Annotated in this window: 24 protein-coding genes and 1 pseudogene; 13 read left to right on the plus strand and 12 right to left on the minus strand. The window is 61.6% G+C overall.

Annotated elements, in window-relative coordinates; translation table 11 throughout:
- Nucleotides 1-91 precede the first annotated feature (91 nt).
- Nucleotides 92-1369, minus strand: coding sequence for an MFS transporter (locus tag DEIDE_RS14150; protein ID WP_012694652.1), 1278 nt, complete (start codon nucleotides 1367-1369; stop codon nucleotides 92-94).
- Nucleotides 1370-2775: 1406 nt separating this feature from the next.
- On the opposite strand from DEIDE_RS14150, the gene DEIDE_RS19190 reads away from it, so the two are divergent.
- Together DEIDE_RS19190 and DEIDE_RS14155 are read left to right on the plus strand one after the other, a co-directional pair.
- The gene (locus tag DEIDE_RS19190) at nucleotides 2776-2928 is read left to right on the plus strand and encodes a hypothetical protein (RefSeq protein WP_162485655.1); all 153 of its coding nucleotides are present in this window, start codon (nucleotides 2776-2778) and stop codon (nucleotides 2926-2928) included.
- Nucleotides 2929-3084: 156 nt separating this feature from the next.
- Nucleotides 3085-3432, plus strand: a complete 348-nt coding sequence (locus tag DEIDE_RS14155; protein ID WP_012694655.1) for a hypothetical protein — start codon at nucleotides 3085-3087, stop codon at nucleotides 3430-3432.
- A 158-nt stretch (nucleotides 3433-3590) separates the two neighbouring features.
- Here the strand turns inward: DEIDE_RS14155 and DEIDE_RS18165 are convergent, their stop codons facing one another.
- Nucleotides 3591-3872, minus strand: a complete 282-nt coding sequence (locus DEIDE_RS18165; RefSeq protein ID WP_083764285.1) for an HU family DNA-binding protein — start codon at nucleotides 3870-3872, stop codon at nucleotides 3591-3593.
- Between the two features lie 383 nt (nucleotides 3873-4255).
- On the opposite strand from DEIDE_RS18165, the gene DEIDE_RS14165 reads away from it, so the two are divergent.
- A complete protein-coding gene (locus DEIDE_RS14165) occupies nucleotides 4256-5170 on the plus strand; it encodes a right-handed parallel beta-helix repeat-containing protein (protein ID WP_242402991.1) in 915 nt (304 codons plus the stop codon).
- A gap of 220 nt (nucleotides 5171-5390) precedes the next feature.
- Here the strand turns inward: DEIDE_RS14165 and DEIDE_RS19195 are convergent, their stop codons facing one another.
- Nucleotides 5391-5819: a hypothetical protein gene (locus tag DEIDE_RS19195; protein ID WP_162485656.1), complete on the minus strand. Its 429-nt coding sequence runs from the start codon at nucleotides 5817-5819 to the stop codon at nucleotides 5391-5393.
- 661 nt (nucleotides 5820-6480) lie between these two features.
- On the opposite strand from DEIDE_RS19195, the gene DEIDE_RS19200 reads away from it, so the two are divergent.
- The gene (locus tag DEIDE_RS19200; RefSeq protein WP_162485657.1) at nucleotides 6481-6639 is read left to right on the plus strand and encodes a hypothetical protein; all 159 of its coding nucleotides are present in this window, start codon (nucleotides 6481-6483) and stop codon (nucleotides 6637-6639) included.
- A gap of 301 nt (nucleotides 6640-6940) precedes the next feature.
- Here DEIDE_RS19200 and DEIDE_RS18170 read toward each other — a convergent pair whose 3' ends face one another.
- Complete coding sequence (locus tag DEIDE_RS18170) at nucleotides 6941-8827, minus strand: glycoside hydrolase family 10-like protein (protein ID WP_012694660.1); 1887 nt, start codon at nucleotides 8825-8827, stop codon at nucleotides 6941-6943.
- 809 nt (nucleotides 8828-9636) lie between these two features.
- On the opposite strand from DEIDE_RS18170, the gene DEIDE_RS19205 reads away from it, so the two are divergent.
- Nucleotides 9637-10296 carry a hypothetical protein gene (locus DEIDE_RS19205; RefSeq protein ID WP_041227726.1) on the plus strand — a complete coding sequence of 220 codons (660 nt, stop codon included), beginning with the start codon at nucleotides 9637-9639 and terminating at the stop codon, nucleotides 10294-10296.
- A gap of 191 nt (nucleotides 10297-10487) precedes the next feature.
- Here DEIDE_RS19205 and DEIDE_RS14180 read toward each other — a convergent pair whose 3' ends face one another.
- Both DEIDE_RS14180 and DEIDE_RS14185 read right to left on the minus strand, forming a co-directional pair.
- Nucleotides 10488-11645, minus strand: a complete 1158-nt coding sequence (locus DEIDE_RS14180; protein WP_049760544.1) for a threonine aldolase family protein — start codon at nucleotides 11643-11645, stop codon at nucleotides 10488-10490.
- A gap of 403 nt (nucleotides 11646-12048) precedes the next feature.
- On the minus strand, nucleotides 12049-14052 hold the full coding sequence (locus DEIDE_RS14185; protein WP_162485658.1) for a hypothetical protein: 2004 nt from the start codon (nucleotides 14050-14052) through the stop codon (nucleotides 12049-12051).
- A 273-nt stretch (nucleotides 14053-14325) separates the two neighbouring features.
- On the opposite strand from DEIDE_RS14185, the gene DEIDE_RS14190 reads away from it, so the two are divergent.
- On the plus strand, nucleotides 14326-15324 hold the full coding sequence (locus tag DEIDE_RS14190; RefSeq protein WP_012694664.1) for a Gfo/Idh/MocA family protein: 999 nt from the start codon (nucleotides 14326-14328) through the stop codon (nucleotides 15322-15324).
- A gap of 47 nt (nucleotides 15325-15371) precedes the next feature.
- Here the strand turns inward: DEIDE_RS14190 and DEIDE_RS14195 are convergent, their stop codons facing one another.
- Nucleotides 15372-15824: a hypothetical protein gene (locus DEIDE_RS14195; RefSeq protein WP_012694665.1), complete on the minus strand. Its 453-nt coding sequence runs from the start codon at nucleotides 15822-15824 to the stop codon at nucleotides 15372-15374.
- A 727-nt stretch (nucleotides 15825-16551) separates the two neighbouring features.
- On the opposite strand from DEIDE_RS14195, the gene DEIDE_RS19210 reads away from it, so the two are divergent.
- Both DEIDE_RS19210 and DEIDE_RS19215 read left to right on the plus strand, forming a co-directional pair.
- Nucleotides 16552-16728, plus strand: coding sequence for a hypothetical protein (locus DEIDE_RS19210; RefSeq protein ID WP_162485659.1), 177 nt, complete (start codon nucleotides 16552-16554; stop codon nucleotides 16726-16728).
- Nucleotides 16729-16826: 98 nt separating this feature from the next.
- A complete protein-coding gene (locus tag DEIDE_RS19215) occupies nucleotides 16827-16973 on the plus strand; it encodes a hypothetical protein (RefSeq protein WP_162485660.1) in 147 nt (48 codons plus the stop codon).
- A gap of 95 nt (nucleotides 16974-17068) precedes the next feature.
- Here DEIDE_RS19215 and DEIDE_RS14205 read toward each other — a convergent pair whose 3' ends face one another.
- Nucleotides 17069-17929 (minus strand): amidohydrolase family protein, encoded by an 861-nt coding sequence (locus tag DEIDE_RS14205; protein WP_012694668.1) that lies wholly within the window; start codon nucleotides 17927-17929, stop codon nucleotides 17069-17071.
- A gap of 295 nt (nucleotides 17930-18224) precedes the next feature.
- Between DEIDE_RS14205 and DEIDE_RS14210 the strand changes: the two genes are divergently transcribed.
- From DEIDE_RS14210 to DEIDE_RS19220, 3 genes and pseudogenes are all read left to right on the plus strand, one after another.
- On the plus strand, nucleotides 18225-18899 hold the full coding sequence (locus tag DEIDE_RS14210) for a tyrosine-type recombinase/integrase (RefSeq protein ID WP_012694669.1): 675 nt from the start codon (nucleotides 18225-18227) through the stop codon (nucleotides 18897-18899).
- A 68-nt stretch (nucleotides 18900-18967) separates the two neighbouring features.
- A pseudogene (locus DEIDE_RS18675) lies at nucleotides 18968-19291 on the plus strand (P-loop nucleotide/nucleoside kinase family protein); the annotation flags it as partial.
- Between the two features lie 205 nt (nucleotides 19292-19496).
- Nucleotides 19497-20291, plus strand: coding sequence for a TIGR02569 family protein (locus DEIDE_RS19220; RefSeq protein WP_041227733.1), 795 nt, complete (start codon nucleotides 19497-19499; stop codon nucleotides 20289-20291).
- 170 nt (nucleotides 20292-20461) lie between these two features.
- Here DEIDE_RS19220 and DEIDE_RS14225 read toward each other — a convergent pair whose 3' ends face one another.
- A complete protein-coding gene (locus tag DEIDE_RS14225) occupies nucleotides 20462-21523 on the minus strand; it encodes a saccharopine dehydrogenase family protein (protein WP_041227735.1) in 1062 nt (353 codons plus the stop codon).
- Between the two features lie 887 nt (nucleotides 21524-22410).
- Nucleotides 22411-22629 carry a zinc-binding dehydrogenase gene (locus DEIDE_RS14235; RefSeq protein WP_012694673.1) on the minus strand — a complete coding sequence of 73 codons (219 nt, stop codon included), beginning with the start codon at nucleotides 22627-22629 and terminating at the stop codon, nucleotides 22411-22413.
- A gap of 33 nt (nucleotides 22630-22662) precedes the next feature.
- Here DEIDE_RS14235 and DEIDE_RS19635 point away from each other — a divergent pair, with 33 nt between their 5' ends.
- The gene (locus DEIDE_RS19635; protein ID WP_049760546.1) at nucleotides 22663-22905 is read left to right on the plus strand and encodes a hypothetical protein; all 243 of its coding nucleotides are present in this window, start codon (nucleotides 22663-22665) and stop codon (nucleotides 22903-22905) included.
- A 3-nt stretch (nucleotides 22906-22908) separates the two neighbouring features.
- Nucleotides 22909-23196 carry a cation:proton antiporter domain-containing protein gene (locus DEIDE_RS19640; RefSeq protein ID WP_049760547.1) on the plus strand — a complete coding sequence of 96 codons (288 nt, stop codon included), beginning with the start codon at nucleotides 22909-22911 and terminating at the stop codon, nucleotides 23194-23196.
- 166 nt (nucleotides 23197-23362) lie between these two features.
- Here the strand turns inward: DEIDE_RS19640 and DEIDE_RS14245 are convergent, their stop codons facing one another.
- Together DEIDE_RS14245 and DEIDE_RS14250 are read right to left on the minus strand one after the other, a co-directional pair.
- Nucleotides 23363-24565 carry a dipeptidase gene (locus DEIDE_RS14245; protein ID WP_012694676.1) on the minus strand — a complete coding sequence of 401 codons (1203 nt, stop codon included), beginning with the start codon at nucleotides 24563-24565 and terminating at the stop codon, nucleotides 23363-23365.
- Nucleotides 24566-24585: 20 nt separating this feature from the next.
- Nucleotides 24586-25446 carry an ABC transporter permease gene (locus DEIDE_RS14250; protein WP_012694677.1) on the minus strand — a complete coding sequence of 287 codons (861 nt, stop codon included), beginning with the start codon at nucleotides 25444-25446 and terminating at the stop codon, nucleotides 24586-24588.
- Nucleotide 25447: the final 1 nt, after the last annotated feature.

Below are 25447 nucleotides of genomic sequence, written 5' to 3' on the forward strand. Positions count from 1 at the left end.
TGTCCGGGTTTACTGGCGGCGCGGTCATGATGGTAGTGGTCTCACCCGCCGGCCTTCGAGGCCGCCAGGACCACCCTCAGTCGTGTGAACCTCAGGTGCTGTCGACGCCTGAGGTGTCGCTGTGATACGCCTGTTCGTGTCGCAGCTCCCAGGCCATCAGATCCCGCCAGCGCCACGCGGCCCCGCCCGCAATGGCCAGTGTGATCAGGCCGCCCAGCGCGGTGGCGCGCACGACCCCCAGGTAGTGCGCCGCCACACCGCTCTCAAGCGCGCCGATCTCGTTACTCGTGCCGATAAACACGAGGCTGACCGAGCCGACACGGCCACGCATATGGTCCGGGGTGCGCGTGCGCACGATCGCGCGGCGTATCAGCATGTTCACACCGTCGAACACGCCACTGAAAGCCAGGGCTGTCCACGACAGCCAGAACGTTCGGGACACTCCGAACACCAACATAGCGAGTCCAAACCCCGCGATGCTCAGCACCAGCCACACACCCGTGCGGTGCAGCGGGGGCTTCCGGGTCATCCAGAGCATCACAAGTAGCGCGCCGACGGAGGGTGCGGCCATCAGCATGCCCAGACCACTTGGGCTGACCTTCAGGATATCTGAGGCGAATACGGGCAGCAGGGCAACCGCGCCGCCGAACAGCACGGCGAGGAGGTCCAGGGCCATGGAGCCGAACAGCACCGGGTCCTTCCGAACAAAGCGCAACCCCCCCTGGATGCTCTCGCGCATGCCCTCCTCACTGACCGTCATGACCGGTGGGATGCGCGGCATCCGCCGAAGCGCGAACCAGGACGTGGCATACAGCGTGGCCATCAGCATGTACGTGCCGCTCGCCTCGAAACGCGTCAGGAATAGCCCCGCCAGTACGGGGCCAAGAATCCCAGCCACCTGACCTACGCTGCCCAACCACGCGGACGCGTTCACGTACACTCTGGCCGGCACGATCCGGGTTTCGAACGCACTGGAAGCCGGATCCCCGAAGCCCCGCGCGAATCCCATCAGCACGACCAGAAGAAACAGGCCAGTCACACTGGTTGCCGGCCCGGCCAGAGAGAGGCCCGCGAATGCCAGACCGCTGAGAACCAGCAGTGCACGCGTCACAAGCAGTATGCGGCGGCGATCCAGGCGGTCAGCGTAATGCCCGCCCAGCAGCGCAAGACTCAGGGTCGGTAGGGCCGTTGCGACGCCAAGTAGGCCGAGGATCAGCGGGCTTTTGGTAAGGGCGTACACCTGGTACCCGATGACGACGGAAAACGCCGTGCCAGCAAACGACGCGCTGGCGGAGGATACAAGCAGACGCCGGAAGTCCGCGAAACGGAGCGCAGCGAAGGCATCTGGAGAGGCGGCAGGGGTCGTCATATGCTCGGAAACCGTGCCAGTGTAGCGGAACGGGGGCGGCACTCAGACGGGTGTCCCTTCATGCCCACACACCCACACGGTCGCATCCCTCCTCCGGCGAGCCACTTGACAAGGCGGCTGATCACACCCTCAGCCGTCACTGGAGACTGTGGGAGTGCCTTCCATGCTGGACCTGGGATGGCCCTTCTGGACTCACCTACACGTGTTTAAAGTGAACGCGCCACTCATCACCAGCCTGGAGGTGTTGGACATGCCAGAGCCAAAGCTGAATTTAAAATAATTCAGTGGGAGAATCGCACGGCAACAGGCAGTTTCGTCTTGCAGTTCACGCCTGTTCTCCGGCTGCTGAGTCACAGCGCATGCGCGATCCCAGGCGGGTTCCGAGTCCACCCGGAAAGTAGCCTGTTGTTCTGAGCCTCAGGCCGGCGTTGCTGTCAGGGTTATCGGTATCATTTACGGCCAGAGCGGGAATCCACACGGGCCTGTATCAATATTTCCTCCTGTAAGGACCAGAACGTGATGTTCCGCTGCGAGATGCTTATGTTCCGACGCAAGCGCCCATTCCCCCATCCGGGCTAGCGTCCCCAGGAACTGAAGTCCTGCCCGCGGCTCAGCGCTCCCGCATCACCGGCCAGTTTGAAATCAACCTCCACGCGGCCTTTCAGACCCGTCCATACGACGTGCAGCCTTCCATGCTCCCGGAAGACTGCCTGGCCTGAACCTTCACCCAGCGAGGCTCAACACATGTCCTGGAACTGCAGTGTCATGCGGTCGAAGCGCTCAAGGGGCTACTGGGGCTGTCAGCCACCCACCAGCAAAGGCATCGTTGGCGCCTGGCCGTCAGCAGCCGTGCCGCCCAAAACTGCTGGTCGGCAAAAGGTCCACCGGTTGTGTACCGCCCGCGATGAGCCTTTTCAGACCGCATCTCACGGGTTGGACAGTGCCGCGTTCCTATCGGAGATGGAGGACTTACCACTATATCTGCGACCGTCGGCGTTGTTTACAGGATCCACGCCGACCGGCACGGCCGACCTCGCCTCTCAGGATCGTGGTCTGCGTGCGCGGCTTGAACGCGGCCGGTGCGGCGTGAAGGCTGGCAGCGGAAAGGGCAGCATCGGCATGAGCGCTTCATAATGGCCACTGGAGCGCGCGGACGGAGCCTCACCCCCAGGTCCTGAGAGCTCTGCACAGCAAGCGAGGCGGGATGCGTTACTGGGACTTGCCGCCATGGCCTGCAACCGCTTCCAGATCCAGGCTTCGTACACTGCGTCGAAACACAACCGGTCTGGACGCTCCGCATAACAGGTTACGGCAAAATAACCAGCGCGTTTCTGCCGGGCAACCGCCGGCAACCCCTGGGGAGTGTGGCACACGAGGGCTGGCGCCTGACGGCCTGCAGGCACGTTGTGGGGCTGCAGCGTGAACTGACCTGGGATGGCAAGCTCAGGCGTGATGTGCAGCACCAGAGTGCTTCCTGGATGCCCCAGGGCCACGCCAATCACTTCACCGTACGCGGTCACGGCGAGGTACGCCGCGTGCGGGTAGGGATCGTCAGCTGATGTGGGGGACTTCAGAAGCATGAACTGAGGGAATTCTCTCCCGCTCCACCCCATCTTGACGGTAATCAACCTTCCCGAATAGAAAAGAGTCCAGGTACAACACCCGTACGTGTGCCAGCCACTGAATTGCCAGGCCTCCGGGGGTCACAGTAAGGCATGAAACAGCGCCTGTTCCTGTTCGTCGCAACTGGGCTGCTCTTCGCTTCCTGCGCCCCAGTAACCGTGCGAATTATCACGTGGGACCATGTGCCGTCAGAATACCTGTACGACCAGTCGCTTATGTTCCTGAACACCAGAGGATATACGCTGAAAACCGCAAACAAGACCCTGTCCCTCCTGGAGGCCGAGATCACGAATACGGCGGGGCAGGCCACTGATCAAGCCACCATCTGGATTCGGCCAGCCGGCTGGTCACCCCGCATCGATGCGACCTTCACCTCAGGGGCCATCAATGAGTACCGCGGGTATATGGCCCAAGCAGTTGCCAGGTACCGCCACCGGTAAACAATTGAGGCACCTCATAACCCGTCTGCCTCCGCCGCATCAAGGGTGGCGCTCATCCTGGTCTGGGGGTATACCCAGTCGGGCCGCACGGCAACGGCACCCCATAAGCTGCCATTCACTCGTATACGGGGATGTCCTGACGGTGCACCTTGGGTCATCTAGCGACAAAGGTTCTGGGGGTAACCTAGTTCTTTGTTCGCACGCCCGTATTTTTCTACGAGGTGGCCGTCCTGAATTTTCCTGCTGGTGCTGGGTCGCACGTCGGTGCGAGCCGCGTTCTCCCGGACGCTGAGGGTCCCCAGGTCCGACAGACCGACACTCTTCACGCTGCGCACGGCTTGGACCATGCCCTCCAGCTGTACACTGACGGCTTTCTCACTGTGCTTTATGGTCAGTTTGGCCTGGCAGGCAATCGTCTCGACCAGCTGCGTCGTGCAAATCTTCTCAGCAGCCGGTCTCGGGGCAGTCTTTCAAGGTTGTATTCGTCATACACGCAGTGTGAAGGCGGGCAGTGTGGTAAGCGAAGGAAAATTGCGTCTGCCACGGTGCGCTCTCTCCACACAACAGAAATGCGGCAAGTTGAGCAACGGGAGTGATGTAGGGTGTTTTACCGGGAAGTGAGTGTTATCTGCCCGCTATCAACCGCTGATCTGGTGACGTCATGTGCTATGGAAAGGAGTTTCCAATGCGTTTCTATCCCCGTTTCGTTTCCCTGTTGGGCCTGACACTCGTCCTTACAGCATGCACTCAACCTACAACCCCTCCCCCACTCACGGGAGCCCCGCCAGTCGACACGCCTGTGATTACCCTGCCTACCGGTCGCGTGCTGACGGTCGGAATTGGCAAAGCATATTCGACCGTCCGTGCGGCGGTTGCTGCTTCCCAGGACGGCGACACGATTCGTGTAGATCCAGGCACATACACCAATGACTTTTTTGAGATCAATACCCGAATTACTATCGAGAGCACCAGCGGTCTGGCACGGCTCGTCGCCACTGTAGCGCCGCCTAACGGCAAGGCGATTATCACTACAAACACGGATGTGACGTTGCGTGGTCTGGAACTTACTGGCGCAAAGGTTGCGGACCGGAACGGTGCTGGGGTGCGTTATCAGGGTGGTCACCTGGTAATAGAAGACAGCTACCTGCACGGCAACGAAAATGGTTTGTTGGCCGCCAGCGCTCCAGCTGGCAGCATCCGTATCACCCGCACCGAGTTCGCGCGCAATGGCCTCGGGAGCCCGGGCCAAACGCACAACCTGTACGTCAATGAGGTAGGTCAGGTGATCTTCGACCGCAGTTATTCGCACAGCGCTGTCGTGGGCCACGAATTCAAGAGCCGTGCGCGCACCACAATCATCACGAACAGTCGCCTGTTCGATCTTGATGAGACCGCAAGCTATAGCATTGACGTGCCGAACGGTGGACACCTTACTGTGACGGGCAACGTCATCGAGCAAGGTGCCAGAAGCCAGAACGCCTTTATCGTTTCCTACGGCACAGAAGGATTACTGCGCGACGGTCTGAATGTAACGATCTCGGACAACACGGTGATCAATCGCAGATCAAGTGGGCTGGGCATCCTGAATCCAGGTAAAGTACCGATGACGGTATCCAACAACACATTGTTCGGCATCTCGGTGCCTCAGTTCCTGAATGGCACGACCGGAACGGTCACAGGCAATATGACGACCACGAACCAGCCGACGCTCGATACCTCACATCCCTTTACCCGTTGATCTGTTTCGGGCTTTATCAGATGCCTTACTGAAGTACCCCGTTTCGGGCTGCATGAGGTTGTGGGCAAGTACAGCCAGGACGACACGGGGTGAGTGTCAGTTCATGTAGCGAACTTTCCAGAGCAGAAAATGCCCACAAATCGGCTTTTCTGATCTCTCAGGAGTTCTGTCTGGTCGTCAGGAGACAGAGCCCCTGACTCACCTCCAACACCAGGATTCTTTATAAAGATTTAACTTCACGTTGCTCTTCCTCCTGATCATATAGATCATCTAGATCAACTCCAAAAGATTTCAGGTGTTCGCACCGCTCATCGTCAATCCCATCTGGTGAAGAATAGATTGCACTGGCATAGTGCTTCATAACTACAAATTGTTTTATATCTGCTTGCGCCTTCTGTAATTCTTTGACATATCTGTAATCAGATCCAACAAGAAAGAATAATGCGAGAAAAAGGACACTACTTATCTGAGGAGATAGGGAGAAAATGCCTGTCATCCAGGCAATGTTAAGAATGATCAGCAGTGCAGCCACGACAAGCCGAATTCGTTGATTTCTTCGAGCCCGTACTTTACCTTCCTGAATCTTTTTGGGCATTTCATGCTTGATTTCCAGAGCCCACGAATGTAACAGCTGTTCTACCTCGTTCACTCCTCACCTCGCCCAGGACATAGCCAGGGCGAACAACGCCACGATTCCAGCCGCACATACCACGGTCAGCACCGCAAATGCCCGCTCCAGCCAATCCGTCTTCACCCAGGCAGCTTCTCATGCGCGCCGCCCTCCCGATGCCTCATTCCTTCGTATCGGCCCTGATTGTCCCTGCTGAACATCCAAACACAGATGTTGACCTATAAGGCTATTGCGTACTTCACAGATCTCATTGCAGGCCAGCTGACCCTCATTACTGATCTGAGCGTAAGTTCATGGCGTCCCTGGTGCTCTGGAGATCCCTGCAAAGGGTGGTTCTAGGCTGCCATCATTACGAATCAACGGACACATCGGTAGAGTACGTCTGAAGTGTCAGGCCAAGCGGCGGCCCGGCCGTCATATAACAGCGTCGTGAATGAGATGGTCTGCGGTCTCGACCAACGATTTGTCCTCAGTGGCCACCCGCCTGGACTTGACAAGCCCGGCGAAGGTGCGCCCTACCCAATCGGCAGGTGAACGTGCACGCCAGACAATCTGGCGTGTTTACGAGAATGCACTCCTGAAACAAACTACTCACTTATACCCGCGAAATCGGCGGTTCGCGTGTCGCGCGCCTGCCAATTCATTCCCCGCTGCCAGCCGAGCTACGCACCGGCATGATGTGCAGCAACGCAGAAGTTCCTTTGACACGGTCTTTATCGAGACACTCCGGCTTTACGTCAGCACCTGGCTGGAGCGTCAGGAGACGGGGGTCGAAACCCTGATCCCGGTGCACCTTGACGGCTTTATCCGAATACGCGCAATCGGCCCACGGTCGTAAGCCAGGCTGACCGCGTGCTGCGGCAGCTCCTGCAGCGCACCTGGAACTACTCGACGAGTATTGGGCGCGCTCACAGTTTCTCCACGGAATTAGCGTTCGGATCCTCCCGTTCGTATAGGTCCCGACCAGCTGTTCCACCTCGGCAACGCAGGATGCTCCAAAATCCTGCAGTGACTGCTCCACGCAAAACGCCTCCGGCCCGCCCAGCGGAAGCCGCACTTCCTGCAGGAGTGGTTGCCCATCCACGACAACCGGACCAGCTTGATTGCGCAGCTTAGGCAAGCCCGCCATCTCACCCGGCTCAGTGCCGCGCCGCACTCTCCCCCACCAGCAGGCTGCGGAGCTCGCGGTACGCCTTGTCCCCGGCCTTGCGGCCCTCCTCCACACCCAGTTCCGGCGTGCGGTAGGAATACCCCACCCACCCGTCCAGCCCCTGCTCTACGGCGCGGCGCACCTGCACCAGGTTCTCCTGGGCTGTATTGAGGTACAGCGCCGTGCCAGCCGCTACCTGACCACCAGCCTTGACCGATTTCGCAAAGCGGTTCCAGCTGTCAAAGTCGCGGGCCTGACCGGCGTGCGCTTCGCGCTTGTAATTCATCAGCACCACCAGGTCGACGTTTCCGTCAGCAAGCCATAACGGCCAGTCCTGAAGCACTTCGGCGTACGTGCGGGTGCTCGCAAAAGCTTCACGGGTCCTGGGTCCAGCGCCATAGGTAATGGCAGCCACGCTGATCACAGTTCCAGGGCGTGCGCTGCGCACGGCGCCGGAGACTTCCGAGACCAGCGCGTTCACCTGCTCGCGGCGCCAGGCTGTCCAGCGCGCGTCGCCCGGAGCAGGCGTCTCGGTTGTTTCGCTCTCAGCCTGGTACGCCGCCACGGCACCCGGGTTGTAGCCCCAGTCCTGCACTGTGCCCGACGGATCGGGGTAGCGCACGCGGTCGAGTTGCACACCATCGATGTTGTAGGCCGCTGCCACGCTTTGAATGGCATCGACCATATAGCGGCGTGCATCGGGATGACCGATGTCCAGCTGCTGGTCATTCCCTGCCCACATAGAGCCCCCGGAGTTGCGCATCAACCAGTCCTGCTCGTCGCCTTCCCCGTGGGCGTTGACCACGTGTTCAGGATTCGTCACCGGGTAGCGGACCGCGCGGTTGGACACCGCTGTGGGAATCACCCAGGCATGAACCTTGATGCCGTGGGCGTGGGCTTTGGTCAGCACATCGGCCAGCGGGTCAAATTCCGCGGGCACCGCCGGATCTTCGGTGCGGGGCAGCAGGCTTCCATTGCAGTAGCAGTCACCACGCTTGACCGCTTGAACGAACAGCGTGTTGATGTTCATGGCCCGCGCGTCTGCGATCAGACGATCGACTTCACCCGGAGTCTTGAAACCAGGTCCGAAGGCGTCAACCCAGAGGCCGCGCATCGCGGGCCCGGTTTGGAGTGGTCCAGGCGCCCGCCTGGACTCGGCCACCTGGTGCGTTGCTGCTGGCTTTTGCACAGACTTGATCACCGCGGGCTTGACGGGGGCGGGCTCCACCGCCTTACTGGCCACTGGAGCAGACACGGTCTCCACGGGACTGGTGATCATGGGTGCGGGCCTGGCTGGAGCGGGAGTGGGGGGCGCTGACTTGGTGGGCACAGACTTGGCAGGCGCAGACTTGCTCTGAACTGGCTGGGCGGAAGCGGCCTTTAAGGGAGACGGCTTGACCACGGTGGGTTCTGTCACGGCGGGCTTGGCCTGTGAGGCCTGAGTCACCGGTACCGCAGGCCTGCGCGCCTCGGCCGTCACCTGAGGAGTGGGTCGCATGGGCGTGGATGCTGCTGTGGCCGGCCTGACTTCTACAGGCGCTGGTTTAACAACCTGCGCTTCAGCCTTCACTTTCTCCTGAGTGCTCCGAACCACGTCCGCTGACGCGCTGGCGGCCTCAGGCGCCGCTGCGGCGCTGCTTTCCGGAGCTGGTGGCCTCTGGGGGCTGCCTGCGACACTCTGTGAACCCTCTGCGGTCGCCTTGCCCACAACCTTGCCTGGCGCGGGTTCCACGGCTGGATCGACGCCTGTCACCGTGTCCCCGGTGATCGCTTGAGAACCGGAGGTCTGCCGTTCAGCAGCGGTCGTGGAACGCGGGCAGGCGACCAGAGACAAAGTCAGCGTGATCGCAAGCAGGGCAAAAGAAGGGCGGCGCATATGCCCTCGCATCCTGGCACAGGCGGCGCCACCTGTGCCTGCCTCGACCTTATCGCCCCGTCATGGCGCCGGCGACCGGAGCAGCCTGCGCAGGAAATATCAACGTGCGGAACCTTCGCGCGTCAGACTCACCAGGTGCACCTTAGTCCTCTGGCCCCGCCAGCCGACGAACAGCAGGTATCCATCAACTTTTCGCCCGCTGAGCACATCAACCCTGGCTCCCTCTAGTAGCTACTGGACAACGTTCCAACAGCGCTATCCCCGCATCAACAGGTCTGTACCGGATCATTGCCGCGAAATATGCCCTTGCGATGTTCGGGGACGCCGCCATCGCTCAGTCTTACCCTCTACCGGAGAATTTCACTGAAATCAGGAAGAAAGAGCGCCCAGCGCATCAACTCCCCGGCGGCGGAATCACCATCAGTGATCTCCGGGGTCGAGCGTTGAAGAGTCCGATGACCGCGTCATCATCTGGGATAAGAGTGGAGACGCCGACAGAACCCGCACGGCACCAATGTGCGGAGCGATGACCTCCAAGGCGACATTGCACATAGCGCTGGTGGGCTCAGGCTTGGTGGAGGAATCGAAGCGGCCGGAACCGAAGACCTGGTGGTTGGGTTCCAGATCCTTGGTCACGCGCCTTGCATAACCCTGGCCATCGCCAGCACGGAGTATTCACCCCAGGACGAAGGCCAGTCAGAAGCGTCAATGACAGGATGACCGGCTGTACCTGACGATCTTCTTCATTCATGTTCGTTAAAGGGAGCTTCTTCCTGATAGACGCCTGCACCTGTCCTTAGACTGGCGCGGTGAAACCCGGACCCCTGCTGGCTGTCATCCTGAGTGCGCTGCTGAGCGCCTGCGCGCCAGGAGGAATCAACCAGCTGAAGTTTCAGCCAGCGCCGGAAGGAGCAAGAATTTCCGCCCCACGGCTCCTGATCGAGCAGCGCGTTCCTGCCACACAGCTGGTGAGTGTTCGAGACGCAGTAGACCGCGCACCGGTCGGCAGTCTCATCGTGGTGTGCAGCGAACGCTGGTCTGCAGCGCGTCCGTGGGGCATATGCACTCACGTGACGCGCAAACTCGGACCGGACGAATTCACGGATGCGCCTGGCATTTTCGTCGGCGGCCTGTTCGGCGGTGGGCCGCAGATCACCCCTGCCCGCACCTTGTTTCAGCGTGACGTGGTGATTGTGCTGGACGTGGGGGTGCGCAACCATCACCTCAATGTCCTGCGGGCTACGGCACGGAAGCTTGCCGGAACTCCATACCGCGTGGCTGGGCTGTTGGACAGAGATGGCGGACTGGACTGTTCGACCTACCAGAATGAACTGCAGCGGGCGATGGGGTTGGCGGATGCGGTGCCGTTCAACGGTTTGTGGAACCTGTATCTCCCACAGGACGCACTGACGGCCCCAGGGGCCCAGGTCCTGTGGGTAGGCGTGCGAACTCTTCCATCCAAGCCCTGAGGGCACCAGGCCAAGATGCTGGGAACCGTTTATCGCGGTCGACTGCCGACCGGGCGAGCAGCGCCGTCTGGTCAAAAGCGTGAGCACGCAGGAGATACAGGGCGGGGGCAGAACGCCAAATGGAACATGGTTGAACAAGTCCATTTGTTGGACCTGCATGCGTCCCTCTACAGCACATACTGCGTTCCTTCTTATTCGCCGGGCACCCGATCCTCCTGCGAGGATTTCAGAAACGGCTCCTGGCTGCCAGAGGCTGCACGTGCCCCGCGCATGACCTCACGGAAGAACCCAGCAATTTCTTCATCGGTGAAGTCCTCTGCGGCGTCACCCACCTGGATCTCGATCATGCTGATGCCGGGAACTTCTGTGAAGCGGACTTCGCTGAACAGCCAGACGCTTTGTTCTCTGGCCAGATCGTCCGCCGCCTGCCTCAGACGGTCGGGATCACCCTCGAGAAGAACCTGGAACCCGCTTGTATGAGGCACGCCCGGCCGGATTCGCACGCCGTCCACTCCGGCCAGCTGGGCGGCCAGCGCCTGCGCCCGCGACACGTATGACGTCATGCGCGGCAGGTGACGGTCGAGCCCATCAAGGGCGGAGACCACCAGAGGAAACGAACGGTACATCAGGCTGCCGTGCCGCGCCAGCCAGGGGCGCACCTCGTCAATGAAGTCTTCCTGCCCGGCAAGAACGCAGCCGCCCAGACCGCCCACATCCTTGTACAGCGACACGTATACCGAGTCCGCAAGAGCCGCGATATCTGAGTAGGTGCGCCCGTAACTGGGGGCGCTGCTCCACAGGCGTGCGCCGTCGAGATGCAGCGGCACGCCGCGCTCGGCTGCCCAGGCGTGGAGGTCAACGAGCGCGGTCCATTCCGGCAGTTGGAACGCGGCGCGGCGAAGGGGCAGTTCAATGACCAATGCGCCGAGGCGCTCACGCACAGGTGCCAGGTCGGCACAGGTAAACGGCACGGTCATGGTCCCCACGCGCACGGGCGTCAGGTGATGCAGGCGTTCGACCGCGCCGTCCTCATCGAGTTCGATATGGCTCAGAGGATGGAGGGCCACAGTCCGCGCCGCGCGCCGGTCAGTATGAACACGCAGGGCGGCCATCTGCGCGACGGTCCCTTTCGGTACAAATACGGCAGCAGGCTTCCCGAGCAGTGCGGCGACCCGCCCTTCGAGCAACTGCACGGCCTCACCCTGTCCGTACTGATCGATGTTCATTGCCGCATACGGGGAGGCGGCGAGGCGTTGGAACCACGCGCGAGGATCCAGTGGCCGGTGAAGGCTGAGAACACGGGTACAGGCAGCGCGCAGCTCAGCGTTCACGGCGGGCGAGGCAGGCATAAGGCATTCTTTCATGATGCTCTGAGGCGCACCAAAGGCTCGCCGCCCTACAGAGGCTCTGAGGAGGCTTCGTCAGCGGTCTCCGCCATCCCCATCAACGTTGGTCCCAGCACACCCGGCCAGTTAAGGCACGAGACCTGTAGGCACCAGCGTGTAAAACGTCATGCACTTCTGAGATGAGGCGCAGCAATCCATCTTCCGGCCACGCTCGCAACATCGTGCGTCTGCCTCTGCGCCGGCTGACCGAAGAACCGTGTGGCTCTGAAACGGCGGCACCAGCGGCGTTAGCCCCAACAGCAGTATGGAACTGAACGCCCCTCTGATGGCCTCTTCTCCTGACGCGCCTGTACGCTGCACCGTGGGACTCACCGGGGACACCGCCGGACTGTGGAGACTGAGGGAATCAGAACGCGGGCCGGTCAGGAGCGAGTTGCCGGCTGGCCTGCTGCAGAATCTGCCAGGCGACACTGCTGGGCGACAGCCCCCCCGGGTGCATGACGTAGGGCACTCCCCTCTCACGCGCCACGTCTCTCAAAGTATTGTGGGCATGCGCCATCCAGCGGATGGCCAGGACCACCAGGGCCGTTCCGGGCCTGATATGTGACTGGGCGTGGGTCCCGTGGGCATACTGGTCGCTGCCGATCCAGTCAAGGTCCTCCAGCGCCAGTGCCTCGACCAGGGCAGCGTGGTGATGCGGACTGGGAACACCGCCGAGCAGCACCATACGGCGGCCGCGCAGCAGATCACGTGCCGCCTGGATATGCGGCAGGGCTGCAGGCAGGGGCTGGACTGCGGCGGGCTCCGGAGCCGCCGGAGTCGAAGTCCGCACAGGCTCCAGGGCCTCCACGACTGATTCAGGCAGTCCGTCTGACGGCTTAAGAAGCGTCTGTAGGGCACCGTGCGTCTCCAGGATCAGGGCTGTGCGCTCACGGTCAGCCGCCTCAAGTTCGTGGTGGGTGAGGGGCGTTGCCCTCAGCGGCCCGAAGGTCGCAAACCAGGTTTCGAGAAAGGTCTGGTCCGGCAGACGCAGACCTCGCCTGCGAACGGTGGCCAGCAGGTGCCCCGCGGCCAGGGTGACACTCCGCCGGATGCGGGGCGCCCAGGCAGGCCAGTCAGGGCTGCGCTGCAGCGCGGTCAGGAACAGGCTGTCTTCAAGGGCCGCCAGGAGCTCACGCAGCACCGGGGCGTCCGCATCCCCCGGCTGGGTGCGCTGCCAGGCCCACAACGGGTCGAGACCCGAGACCTGCGCGGCGAGCTGCACCATGACCGGCAGGTTCATGCCGGGCGCACGGTACGTGCTGGTCAGGCCCTGGAGGCCCAGCAGCAGCAGCCTGACCTTAAGCGCCTCGTCCTGGTCTGGCGTCATGCCCGCCTGCAACTCCTGCTCCAGCTGGTTGAGAGCCTCCCAGAGCCGGGCCTGCTGACCCTGCTCTGCCGCGGTGGCCGTGCGGTGGCGCTCGTAGCGCAGCGCGCGCAGGAGCCGCTGAGCGGTACGGTCATGAGTGTGCGGCTCAGCGGCCGAGCGCTTGTGGCGCCGGGTCATGGACAGGTCCGGGTGACCCAGTTCCGCCGCCAGACCGTCGTGGACCGTCATGAGTTGATCCAGCGCAGGGAATGCATTCCGCTCACGCCGGGCCAGACGCTGCAGGTCGTAAAGCAGCACGCTGGTCTGGTCCAGCACCTGCACCAGCGGGAGATTCTCGGCCCGGTCGCGCCCATTGATGTGAAGCAGTAGGAGCGCCGCATGCCGCTCGGCCGGATGGGGACTGCGGGCGATAGCCTTCAGTTCCTGGTCCCAGCCAAACCGGGTCGGATCCATGGTCGGGCGCGGCGTCAGCTCGGCCCGGCTGGGTGCCCAGGGGTTTTTAGGAAGCCCAGGCGCACGGTACCCGGCCCAGGTCAGGCGGAGCAGTGCAGTTTCCCCAACGTCCTGATCGTGGGCGTCCAGAACCACCCGGGTGGCCTGATTGAACTCAACCTCAAGCAGCGGCACTGGGGTCATCTCCCTCAGCACAGACGCTGCATTGATGGCTGGAAGCCTGGCCATCATGAAGTTGCCTAACACATGTCGCTGAGCCAGAGTCACGGTCAGGTCGTTGACCATTTCGAGCCGCTCTGCCGTCGGATCGGCTGCGTAGCCGCGAAGGGCAACAGCCAGGGTCTGGCCCAGCTGTACGCCTCCGATCAGTTCGCCTTGCTGCTGTGGCGACAGGGCCTCGTCATGCTCCGCCTGGTGCATCACCTCGCTCAGTACCTCGTCCATGGTGCGCAGCACGACCTCCAGGACGTCAGGATGGGCCGTGATTCCACCCGGTGGGTCGATGTAAGCTGCCTGCATCTCCCGAACAGCAAACGACGTCGTCGCAGGTTCAAGGGAGTGTCCGGCAGGTGTCCGGAGGCGGGCCATGCCTCCAGTGTGGCTCAACGCGGCATCCGGGCAAAGGCCCCGCCAATTCCCCCATCAGTCACCTGGGATCAAGAGTGCGGTGTGGCAACGTCCTCACCGGTCACGCTCTCAGCAGGAACTGCATGTACACCTCGTCACCCAGGACAGCCCTGGCTCTCCCCTTCCCCGATCCACAACGCGCCATAATCGTCCTGACCTCGCTGCGCGACACCGCGGTCGGGGGCAATACGGCATAGTGTGCGGGGTGCGATTCCAAAATAAAAGGAACACAAGATGACCAGTCCTGTTCGAGTCGGTGTGATTGGCCTCGGCGCCATTGGCCAGAGCCTGCTGAAAGCCTTTACAGCTGAGCCTGACGTACAAGTGACGGCCGTGTGCGATGTGAATGCTTCGCTCGCTGAATCGACAGCCCGCCCGCTGGCAGCGTCTGCCTGGACCGATCACCGCCGTATGCTTGACGCGGCCGGACTCGATCTCGTGTATGTCGCCGTACCACCGCGGCACCACCACGCCATTGCCCTGGATGTTATCGCGACAGGCCGGCACATTCTGTGCGAGAAACCGCTGGCACTCACGCTCAGCGAAGCCCAGGACATAGAGCGTGCAGCGCAGGCGGCGGGCGTTGTTCACGCGTTGAATCTGCCCCTGCACGCTGACCCTGGAATCGAGACGTTTCGCCATCTGGTTGAGGACGGCAGCCTCGGTATTATGCGCCGCGCAGAGTTGACGCTGGTTTTTCCGCAGTGGCCACGAGCATGGCAGCACAATCCCTGGATTGGCGGACGGGAACAGGGCGGACCGATCCGCGAGGTCGGCCCACACCTGCTGCACGTCATCCTGACCACTCTTGGACCGGTGAAACGGGTGTGGGCCCACGCCGAGTATCCGGCGGACGATCCTCTTGCCTGTGAAACTGCCGCGCTCGGCACGCTTGAGCTGGCAAATGGGACCCTGGTGGTCGTCTCGTGCCTGACCAACGTGCCGCGCCCCGAACAGGTCAGTCTCACGGTGTACGGTTCAGGCGGCACCGCGGGCTTGGTCAACTGGGCGGTGCCCGTGGCTGCGCTGGGTCAGGCTTCCCTCGATACGGTGCCGGTAGAGGGTGTGCGGGTTCCCGCAGGAACACGGCTGGTACGGGCGCTGGTGAGTCGTGTGCGCGGCGCACCAGGCGACCTGGTCGACTTCACCATGGGGGTCCGCATTCAGGCCGTCCTGGAGAGCTGGGAACGCTCGTCGGCTCTGGGGACGTGGGTCGACGTCGCGCAGGCTTGAGCGCGGCGCGCAGAAATCAGGCCAGAATCTGAGTGTGATCTGGGTCCTCAGCGAACCATGTCGCTGATCACATACACCGTGCCTCCATCGTCTGCGCCCTGAAACACCATCGTGCACCAAAAACTCCGCTGTAACCTGATACCAGACGAGGTTCGGGACGCCACAGAACCTCGCATGAAGTACACCCCACCATCAACGTTGTATACCGGCTGACTCAGCTGGGAGAACGTTGGCTTGCCTGGAATGTTCAGAACAGAACGCGTGTGATTCACGCACAGGTCCGTCAGGAGTTTGTTCCCAGGTGGTTGGGTCACTTTCTTCGCGCGAACGTGAGGGTACGCCTCGATCACATCAAAGTAGTTGAACGCCTGAGCAAACGTCCGGTCGTTCTCCCGCTTGACCTCCGCTGCAACAACCGTAGCCGGTTTCAGCGTAAAAGTTGCGGCCTGAGCCAAAGCCATGCCCGCCGTCAAGGCTGCCAGCAGCACCACTTTTTCCATATCTCATACCTTACCTCCATCTCTTCTGCCTGCTCTTAGCTCCCTTCTCACGTGCTACCTCGCTGTCTTCACGTCAGGAAAGCGCGTCGTAGTGGTGTGCATTGATCAGTAAGTTCGCAGGTGTGAAAGCTGACCATGTCCAGAGCTCAGGTTCAAGCTGCAGGCCACCAATATCCTCATCCCGCACCGCTTTGTGGCTGTGGTAGAGCAACACCCGGATGACAGTGCAGCAGGACCACCATCACCTCACCCTCGACAACCCATAGGGTGAGCAGCCCCATGCGCGAGACGTCGCCAATACTGCTGGCGCACGTCACGATATTCTTGCCGGTGTTCCGCATGCCGGCGAATTCCGCACTCAGCCCATCTACTGGACTCTGCGGCAGGCCATACAAGCAAGAGGACAGACGCTACCCGGGCATGATTTAACTGAGCATCCTTCCGAATCACACCAGCAGAGTTAACCGCCTGCTCAGCTCTGCCTCTTGCTCCCATCAATGACTGAACCCTGTCCGCACACACAATTGTGCACGCGCGGCCGAGGTTTGGGTACGCGCCTGCCTGCTCACCTGCTGTCCGGACTGGCAACTGCGTATACCAGACATGGCGAGCTGCTGGTGGTAGTTGCGATCATTGGCGTGCTTGCGAGTGTGCTGATTCCCTCGTACAACGGTGCGCAGAAGCGGTCGCGGGACACGGCGACTTGCAGTGCGGCAGGTCGATCATCGTGGCGCAGACGGAGAGCGGCGAGCGGACGGGAGCGTACTACACCGGGTCTCCGGCCGGCATGAATGTGGACGTGGAGGAAGTGGGCCAGGGCGTGGGCGTGCAGAGTTATGTCGCGGGGTTCGTGCCGGGACCGTCGACGACCCGGAATCAGACGGTAGATGGGACGAACGGGTAGTACACCTTCTGGGTGTGGCATCCCCGGGGGCAGTCTTCGTTTTACACGAGTACGGGGGACGGCTGGTGACTTCGGCCGTACAGTAGGTGGTGAGCGGCATGTACTTGCAGACCTTGAAGGCGGAGGCTGCCGCGGGAGCGGGGTACCAGTGGCATAAGAATCCCGCCCTGGTGTGGATCTACGAACTGATCACCGGGAAGAAAGTGACGGTCGTAGAAGAGCTGCAGTGCTGCGATTTGGCTTGATTTCCACGTGCTGGAACGAGTCACTTCAAGGTGCCTAAGCGGCGTGCTTACGCTCGGGACATTCACCCGAGCGCCATACAGCGGATCACTTCGGTCTAGGGTGTGCCGAATGATGCGCCTGAGGGTGCAGGCCACTGCAGGACGGAACGCAGACTGCGGCCGAGAATCCAGCCCTTCTCCTCATCCGAAAGCTCCGGAGTATCGCGAATGTAATACAGCGATTCTGCCCAGGAATGATGATCCTTGCTCTGGGTATGGTCACTGCCCCACATGACGCGCTGAGGACCGAACGCTGCCACGACACGAAGAAGCATAGCCAACACATCCGCGTAGGGGTAGTCGCCGGCTGAAAGACGCGGCGCATGACTCCATTTAAGGGCAACATTGGGGAACTGGGCGAGCGCGAGGACGTCATCGAAACCCGATACCCGGTCATCATGCAGGCGCCCTGGAGCGAGCGTCACGCCGCAGTGATCGACAATCACCGGCACATCAGGGAAAGCATGCAGGTAACGGTGGAGTAGCCGGGTGCGGCCAGGCAGCAGCACGAACACTGGAACTCCATGCCGCTGCGCAGCTGCAAAAATTGGTTCGTCAGCACCTTCGGCAAATTGATGGAAACCCTCGGGTGTCCACGGTACGATCCTCAAGGCTTTGCGCTGCGGCATGGTCCTGATGGTGGCGATAAGAGCGTCGAGTTCAGGATCGTGGCGATCGAAACGTACCAGGTATGCGAAACGCTCGGGGTACCGGAGTGCTGCTTCCTCGGCAAGAGGAAACACCTGACGGAACGCGCCCCCAGGAAGTTCGTACCCTGGCAGGATGCGATTTTGAGAATCGAATGACCAGTATTCGTCGTAGAGCAGCGCATTGACGCCAGCCGCATCCATGGCTGCCATCCCCGATTCCAGGGACCCCAGGAGATTGAAATGCACCTGCGCGTCGACGATGTCCATACCTGGAGGTCAGTGTAGGTGGTAGCCCGGCTTAAAGTCCCTGACCACCACGCCTGTACCGCCAGCAACTCCTGCCTCACCTGCACACCCACCGGCCCCAGCATGCCCTGCAAATGACGAGTTGCCGGACCATCACCCGTTCAAGGCCACCGTGGTGGCGAACCGCATAGAACACCCGGCGGCTCCGAGTAAAGCGCCCTGACCTTCAGTCCTTCACTTGCGCAACGCGGCACGCCGCTCGCTGCTTAAACCTGAGCTGCAACTCCTCCCTTGTCGCTTATGCCAGCGCCTGAAAGTGAATGCGGCCCGACTCAATGTTCTCCACCGTCACCAGTGGCCCGTCCTCCGAGGGCGCTGGAACCAGGCGGTAGAGGGCCGCGTTCTGGCACAGCGTGTTCCGAAAGACCGCACGCCAGGAATTATTAAACGACCCCCCTACAGTGAGGACAAACTCGCGGACGTCCTAGAAAAAGCAGATGTACTCGCGAAATTCCTGCTCTTCCTCACCGCTCATGCGGGCTTGCGCATTCGTGAAGCCCTCGCGCTGGAGTGGGACGACCTGGATGAAACCGCCAAGAGGATTCACGTGCGCTCCGGGAAAGGCCGCAAAGCCCGCATCGTAGCCATGAGCACGAGTCTGGCGCGGGCGACGCGGCATTACCGCGGTCTCTTCGGCCCTGGAGGCCCGGACCATCCGGATGGAAAACGTACGACGTCCTCAACACATGTCTTCCGGTACGCCAGCGTGATGACGGCCAGGAATCACATCGAGAAAGCCTTCAAGGTCGCGGGCGTAAAGTTCAGGGGGTTTCACCCAGGACGAAAATACGCCGGCACCCGCCTCCTACAGCAGGTCAAGGATTTCGGTCGGGTGGCTGCCCACCTCGGGCACCAATCGGTGGACACCACCCGTAAAGTGTACGCTCAACTGGCCGCCGATGACCTCAAAGATGACCTGGCAGGCTGGTGAGCATCTTCCCTGATCTTCGACGGCCGCCAATAAAGCAGTGAACAGAGCAGCCATTGAGGTGAATGCGTATGCCAACCCTCCATCTTATTGTTGGTCTCCCGTGTGCGGGCAAAACCACCTACTCAAAACAACTTGAACGTGATCAACCCGCGTTGCGGCTCACGCTGGACGACTGGCACATCCGGCTGTTCGGCCATGACTTCACGCTGGATTTCGTGCACCCGGAGCACGATGCGCGGCATCAGGTGATCGAAAAAATGATGTGGGATGTGGCGGCTCGAGCGTTGCAGCTCGGCAATGATGTCATCCTCGACTTTGGTTTCTGGGCAAAAAGCGAACGTGACGACTACCGGACGCGAGCTGCAGCCCTCGGCGCGGACAGCGTCGTGCATTACCTGCATGCGCCAGAAGCTGTGCTGCTGTCGAGGCTTGCGGACAGAAACGCACGGCAGCCACAAGGAACCTTCCAGATACCACCACAAAACTGCTGGAGTGGGTGCACGTGTTCCAAGCTCCGACGGAAGACGAATCCACGCACATCACTTCTTCTCAACTTCGCTGAAATGCTGACCTGCCGGCGTATGCTGAACTTCCACCGTGCGCCCCCCGCCAGCCCCAGTTCTCAACGCCTTCGGCCTTCAGGACTCATGCCCACGCCTGCTCGCTGGTGGACGGGGGACCACCTGGCATGCCGGGAACTGCATCCTCAAGCCGGTTGACCTCACCGAAGGCGAACTGTGCTGGCAGGCCGCAACACTCGCCGCACTCGCGCCTGCACGCTTGCGCCTCTGTACACCTCACCTCAGTCGGCACGGAACGTACCTCATTGAAGGATGGGCAGCCTGGACGTTCCTCCCCGGCTGCCACGAGCCGGGCCGGTGGGACGACATACTTCAGGTAGCCCGCGAACTTCACGACGCGCTGGCACCCTTGCCCCTTCCTGAATTTCTGGGTGCCCGCCGTGATGCGTGGGCACACGCTGACCGCGTGGCGTGGGGGGAGCAGTCCATTGAGGCTTACCTGAGCATTCCAGTGGTCCGGACGCTGGCCGCGCTCCGGCGTCCGGTTGTGGCTCCCGCCCAGCTGATTCACGGCGACCTGACGGGCAACGTGCTGTTCCTGGACGGGAACACTCCGGCTGTGATCGACTTGTCACTGTACTGGCGTCCGGTCGCGTACGCCGCGGGCATCGTGGTGGCTGACGCGCTGGTGTGGGAAGGGGCAGACGAACGCCTGCTGACCACGGCGGACGAGTGGCCTGACTTCGCGCAGTGCTTTGTGCGGGCGCTGTTGTTCCGGATTGTTACAGACACCCTGCGGAACCACGGCACCGTCAACGCCCAGCCGTACGAGAGAGCAGTGGAACTGGCCTGCGGGTTGGTAGCCCGTTGACGTCAGGTCACACCGTGCGAAGCGAACAGCCAGACCAGGACTGTTCGGGTCGTCCCACGCGTACCCCCCGCAGGTCTATACCCTCCTGGGTCAGAAGCCCCGGGGTCCTTCGACAGCGAGGAGTTCACTTGCTGACCGCGCCCTCAGTATGGCGTCCTGGTCGGCGCTCCCTACACTGCGGCTGAGTCACTCACCTTGAGGGTCACCCCAGGCAGCGTCGCCGCGAAGTCCACTCCAAACGCCAACGACGGCGTGAGCACCCCGGTGGGAACACCGCCCGCCAGCATCCGCCGAACCGCAGCCAGCGCGGCGACCACCGTGAACGCGTACGGCTCCGGGCCCACCAGCCTGGCGTGGACAGTCCGCCCCTGCGCGTCCGTCCCTTCTCCCCACACCACACAGCGCCCCTCCCGCATCAGCGTCTCGCTGGGACCGGTCGCCCGCCCTGCCACCCGTTTCAGGGCGTTCTGCACAGTGGGCAACCGCAGCAGAGGCAGGAACACGTTCACCGCGCGGAACAGAGGCACGCGGGTTTTTGGCACCGCCAGGTACGTCTCCACGGTGGGAATGCCAGTGGAGTAGTAGGCGGTTGCCACGTCCCCCCAAGGAAAACTCACGCCGCTGAACTCCCGGCCTTCGTGCGACACCGTCCACAGGCGGACCCCCAGCGGTTCCTCCACCAGCAGGCCTCCCTGACGGCTACGACTCCCCATCGCCAGCAATTCCACAGAGGTCTTCGCGGTGCCGGGACTAACCTCCGTCAAGCTGATCGCCAGACGCAGGCGCCTGGCAGTGGGGAGATGCTGCGCGATCACGGCTGCCACACCGTCCGTTGGCACGACATCGAACCCCACCCCAGAAACCCCAGTCAGCTCCGCCTCGCGCAGTTCATCCCAGCGTGCATGCAACGCCTCGAACACCGGGATCTCGCCAGTGATGTCCAGGTAATGCGTGCCCGCGGCGAGGCAGGCGTTCAGCATGGGGGCGTGCGTCGCCGAGAACGGCCCGGCGCAGTGCAGCAGCACGTGAATGTCGCGCAGGTGCGCGGCGGCCTGTCCCGAGGAGGTCAGGTCAAAGACACGGTACTCCAGGCGCAACTCCTGTGCTAAAGCCTCCAGGGCGTCCCGCGAACGCCCTCCAAGAATTGGCCGCAAGCCCTGACGCACCGCCTGGGCGGCGATGCGGCGACCGGTAAAGCCGGTCGCCCCGTAAATCATCCAGGATTCAACCATGGATGGAGCATAAGCGGCGGACAACGCCTTCCGCCTGAGGGTTCAGGACAAGGAGTCCTTCTAGGGTCTGTGCGGCTGAAATTCGAACCGGCAACCGTAGTTGAATTGAAATGCGCACTCTCACCTGTCACGACCATCAGGAAGCGGCACAGGCGCGGCGAGACATCCTGTTGCTCTATGTTGCCTGGGCTATGGAAGCCTAGTACTGACATCATCTTTAGCCCCTTTATTCACAGCGAGGAGCGAATCTTCACAGGACAAAACAATATTGAGAATCCGAAAGTGAAGGGGTGAACCTCCGCACTGCCAGCTGTTGACGCGCTGGTCACAGCCTGAAGGTCGCTCGCCCTCAACGTAAAACGCCACGCCCACATGATGTCTCCGCCTCTGGCCCTGGATCTGGAAGCGCTCGGCGGCACCATCCTCCTGGCCCTTCACGCCGCTGAGGAACATCCCAAACGGAGAGTGCATGCCAGGGATGAAATGGTTGAGGCCTTCCAGGCGTTCCTGCTGCCTGAAGGCCGTGTTCGGCTGTTGCTGGGCGATGACCTGTGGGAGCAGCTGGTGAGTGTCCTGGTCGGCGCCATTCTCACTTTGCAAGCCGGCACGCGCCGGGAGGCGGTGATTGCTGTCTGTCGGCTGCTCCGGAGCACTCTGTCTGAGTCGGGCGGGCGGGCGGTGGTGGACCCGTCCACGCTCCTGGCTGGGAGGAGCCACGCCCATATCGCTCCTGACGCCGGACTGGACACCCGACAGTCCAGAGTTCCAGCGGGTCATGGCGCTGGCCCAGGCCGATGCGGGGTTTGCTGCCACCTGATCAGCCCCGTGAAATGGGTCCGCATATGGCTCGCCACCCAGGCCGTTCCCCCTCCCAAGCTCCAGGGCGCTCAGACGTTGACGACGATCTTGCCGATCTGTTCGTTCGATTCCAGGTAACGGTGCGCCTCCTGGATGTCGTCCAGCTTGAAGACCTTGGACACGACCGGCTTCAGCTGGCCCAAGCGCAAGCCCTCGCTGATGAAGTCCTTGGCGCGCTGCAGGAAAACGTCGTCGGAGATGATCTCGGTGTACAGATAGCCCTTCAGCGTTAGCGATTTGCCGGGCACTGTGAACAGCGGGAGCGGACTATTGTGAGCGTCATGCTGACTGCCTTTGCCGTGCTGCTGGTTATGGCGGCCCTGCTGGCCTTTCTCAACGAGCGGTACCTGCGCTTTCCCACCACGGTCGGCGTCACCCTGGCCGGTGCGCTGGCCAGCATCCTGCTGTTCGCCGGTGCCCTCGGCCTGGATGCCCGCCAGTTACTCCGGCAACGCGCCAGCATCCTGACCCACGCGGTGATCAGCATCCTCCTCAGCCCAGTGCTGATCGGCCTTGCGGCCTAAGCCGTGTTTGACCTGGTGGGCCTGAACGTGCCCTTCCTCTGGGCCCTGTTGTTCGGCGCCCTGATTAGTCCCACCGACCCCGTCGCCGTGCTGGACCTGCTCAAACGTGCCCGGGTGCCCGCCAAAATCGAAACCCTGATAGCTGGGGAGAGCCTTTTCAATGACGGCGTGGTGATCTTCCTGGTGATCGCGGGCATTGCAGGCATCGGCGGACACGGGCAGGCCGATGTCACCGCCGCCGGCGTCCTGAGTCTGTTCGCGCAGGAAGCCCTGGTCAAAGAAGGTACGTAAGCCCGAGTACTGCACTGAGAGTGCCCTACTCATATGAGCAGGGCACTCTCAGTGTGAACAGCAAAAATGATTTAGAGAGTCCAGTAGTCTGCTGCACCGTGGAGGCTTTGGGCTGGCGGATACAGGCCTGAAATACATATATTTGGCAGGCTCGCGAAGCTAGGCTTCATCGGTACCAGACCTCCTTTAATACCCGCATGACGTTACCTCCAACGGCCTTAGCAATGTCATCGTCGCTGTACCCGTGAGTCACCAGCCAGCGCACAATATTCGGAAACGCCTCTGCGGGATTTTCCAGCCCGTCCACAAACGGCACTTTTTCATACTCCAAGTGACCACGCGAAGCACCAATGGACAAGGCATCACTCAGGGCCGTATGCAGGCCAACATGGTCTCCAAACAGGACGTCTGGCCCGAAGGCCACATGATCAATGCCGACCAGGTTCACGCAGTACTCGAAGTGCTCCATGAATGACTCAATGCTGTGGCGCGGATTCCGCACTGAGATGGTTGTGTGAGGAGCCGCCTCAATCCCGATCACGCCTCCCTTCTCGGCGCACGCACGGATCACGTCGTCAGGTTTCAGGCGGTTGGAATTCCACAGCTGCCGGGCACCGGCGTGAGTAATAAAGACAGGCTTGTCACTCACCTCAATGGTGTCCAACGAGGTCTGGTCGCCGGAGTGGCTGACATCGATCGCCATGCCCAAGCGGTTCATTCTCCTCACAGCCTGACGGCCGAAGGTGGTGAGGCCACCATCACGCGGTTCCTTAAGACCGCCACCAAGCTGGTTGCCCTCGCTGTAAGCGATGCCCAGGCAGCGCACACCCAGGCCATACAGGATGTCGATGCGGTCAAGTTCATTCTCGATCATCGCCGCACCCTCGAGCGAGACAATGAAGGCAATCTGGCCATTTTTCTTGGCGTTGACAATGTCCTCGGTCGTGCGGCAAAGCACCACCATGTCCTGATGGTCGATGTCTGACAGCCGGATTCCCAGGTCATGGATAATGTCCGTCCACTTCCATCCCCCACGCGAGGTAATCATCGCCGTGCCATTCATCAGGTTGTCGAAGACCGCATCCAGGCCGGATATACTCAGGCCCTCATACCCGGTGAAATCACGCCCCCAACGCCGGAATTCCATGAATTCACTCAAATCCTCTGGCGCGATGAAGCAGTGGTCATGGAGCGAAATGATCAGCTGCTCTTGAAAGATCCGCTTGACCCGCTCCTCCTGCTCCGAGGTCACCGCAACCGGACTGCTGTCAACCCGCTGAAGCTCAGGACTCAGCCGGAATTCTTTGTAGTCCTCGCCGGGCTTGAGATAGGAAAAGGACTTGTAGCCGCTGTAGCGTTTAGGTTGCATATGGCCTCCTGGCGATCTGTTCAGTCGGTTGGGTCGGTGGCGTCACGGAGAGCGTCGCCTAACAGGTTCGTGGCGAGTACCGTGATGAGGATCAGGAGACCGGGGTATACGGCCAGACGGGGCGCGGTATAGAAGTAGTTTTGTGCGCCGCTGAGCATGTTTCCCCAACTGGCGTTGGGAGGCTGGATGCCCAGGCCCAGGAAGGACAGGGCCGACTCAGCCAAGATGGCGGTGCTGATCCCCACACTGGCATTGACGATCAAGGTGGGCAGGATCTGGGGAAGGATGTGCCGGAAAAGTACCCGGCTATCGTGACTGCCGAGGGCCCGGGCCGCTTCGACGTACTGTTCCTCACGGTACTTCAGCACTTCCCCGCGCACCAGCCGGGCCAGACCCATCCAGGACGTCAGCCCGATCACGAGCACCAGGGGCACAAGACCAGGGCCAAAGAATGTAAGGGTCAGGACGCTCAGGAAAAAGGCTGGGAGAGCCAGGATGCCGTCTGTAACCCGCATCAGGAAACCAGAGAGCCAGCCCCCATAAAAGCCTGCCAACGCTCCCACCAGTGTCCCGACACTGACAGAGACAAGTACAGCGAACAGACCGACCATCAAGCTGATGCGCCCGCCCAGCATCAACCGGACCAGGACGTCCCGGCCGCTCTCGTCTGTGCCGAGAGGATGAGCCAGAGTGCTGGGCGCCAACTGGCGGCCGAGATCAAGAACGTCTGGGTCAACGGGCCGCACGACCGGTCCAAGAAAGGCAAACAGCACGACCAGCACCAGAGTAGCAGCGGATAAGGTAGCAACCGGATCGCGGCGAAGCCGCCGCCATGACCGCTGGGCTGGAGCCTGGGCCCGATGAGCACTCGTAATCGTCATC

The sequence above is a fragment of the Deinococcus deserti VCD115 genome (genome assembly GCF_000020685.1).
GTDB lineage: Bacteria > Deinococcota > Deinococci > Deinococcales > Deinococcaceae > Deinococcus > Deinococcus deserti.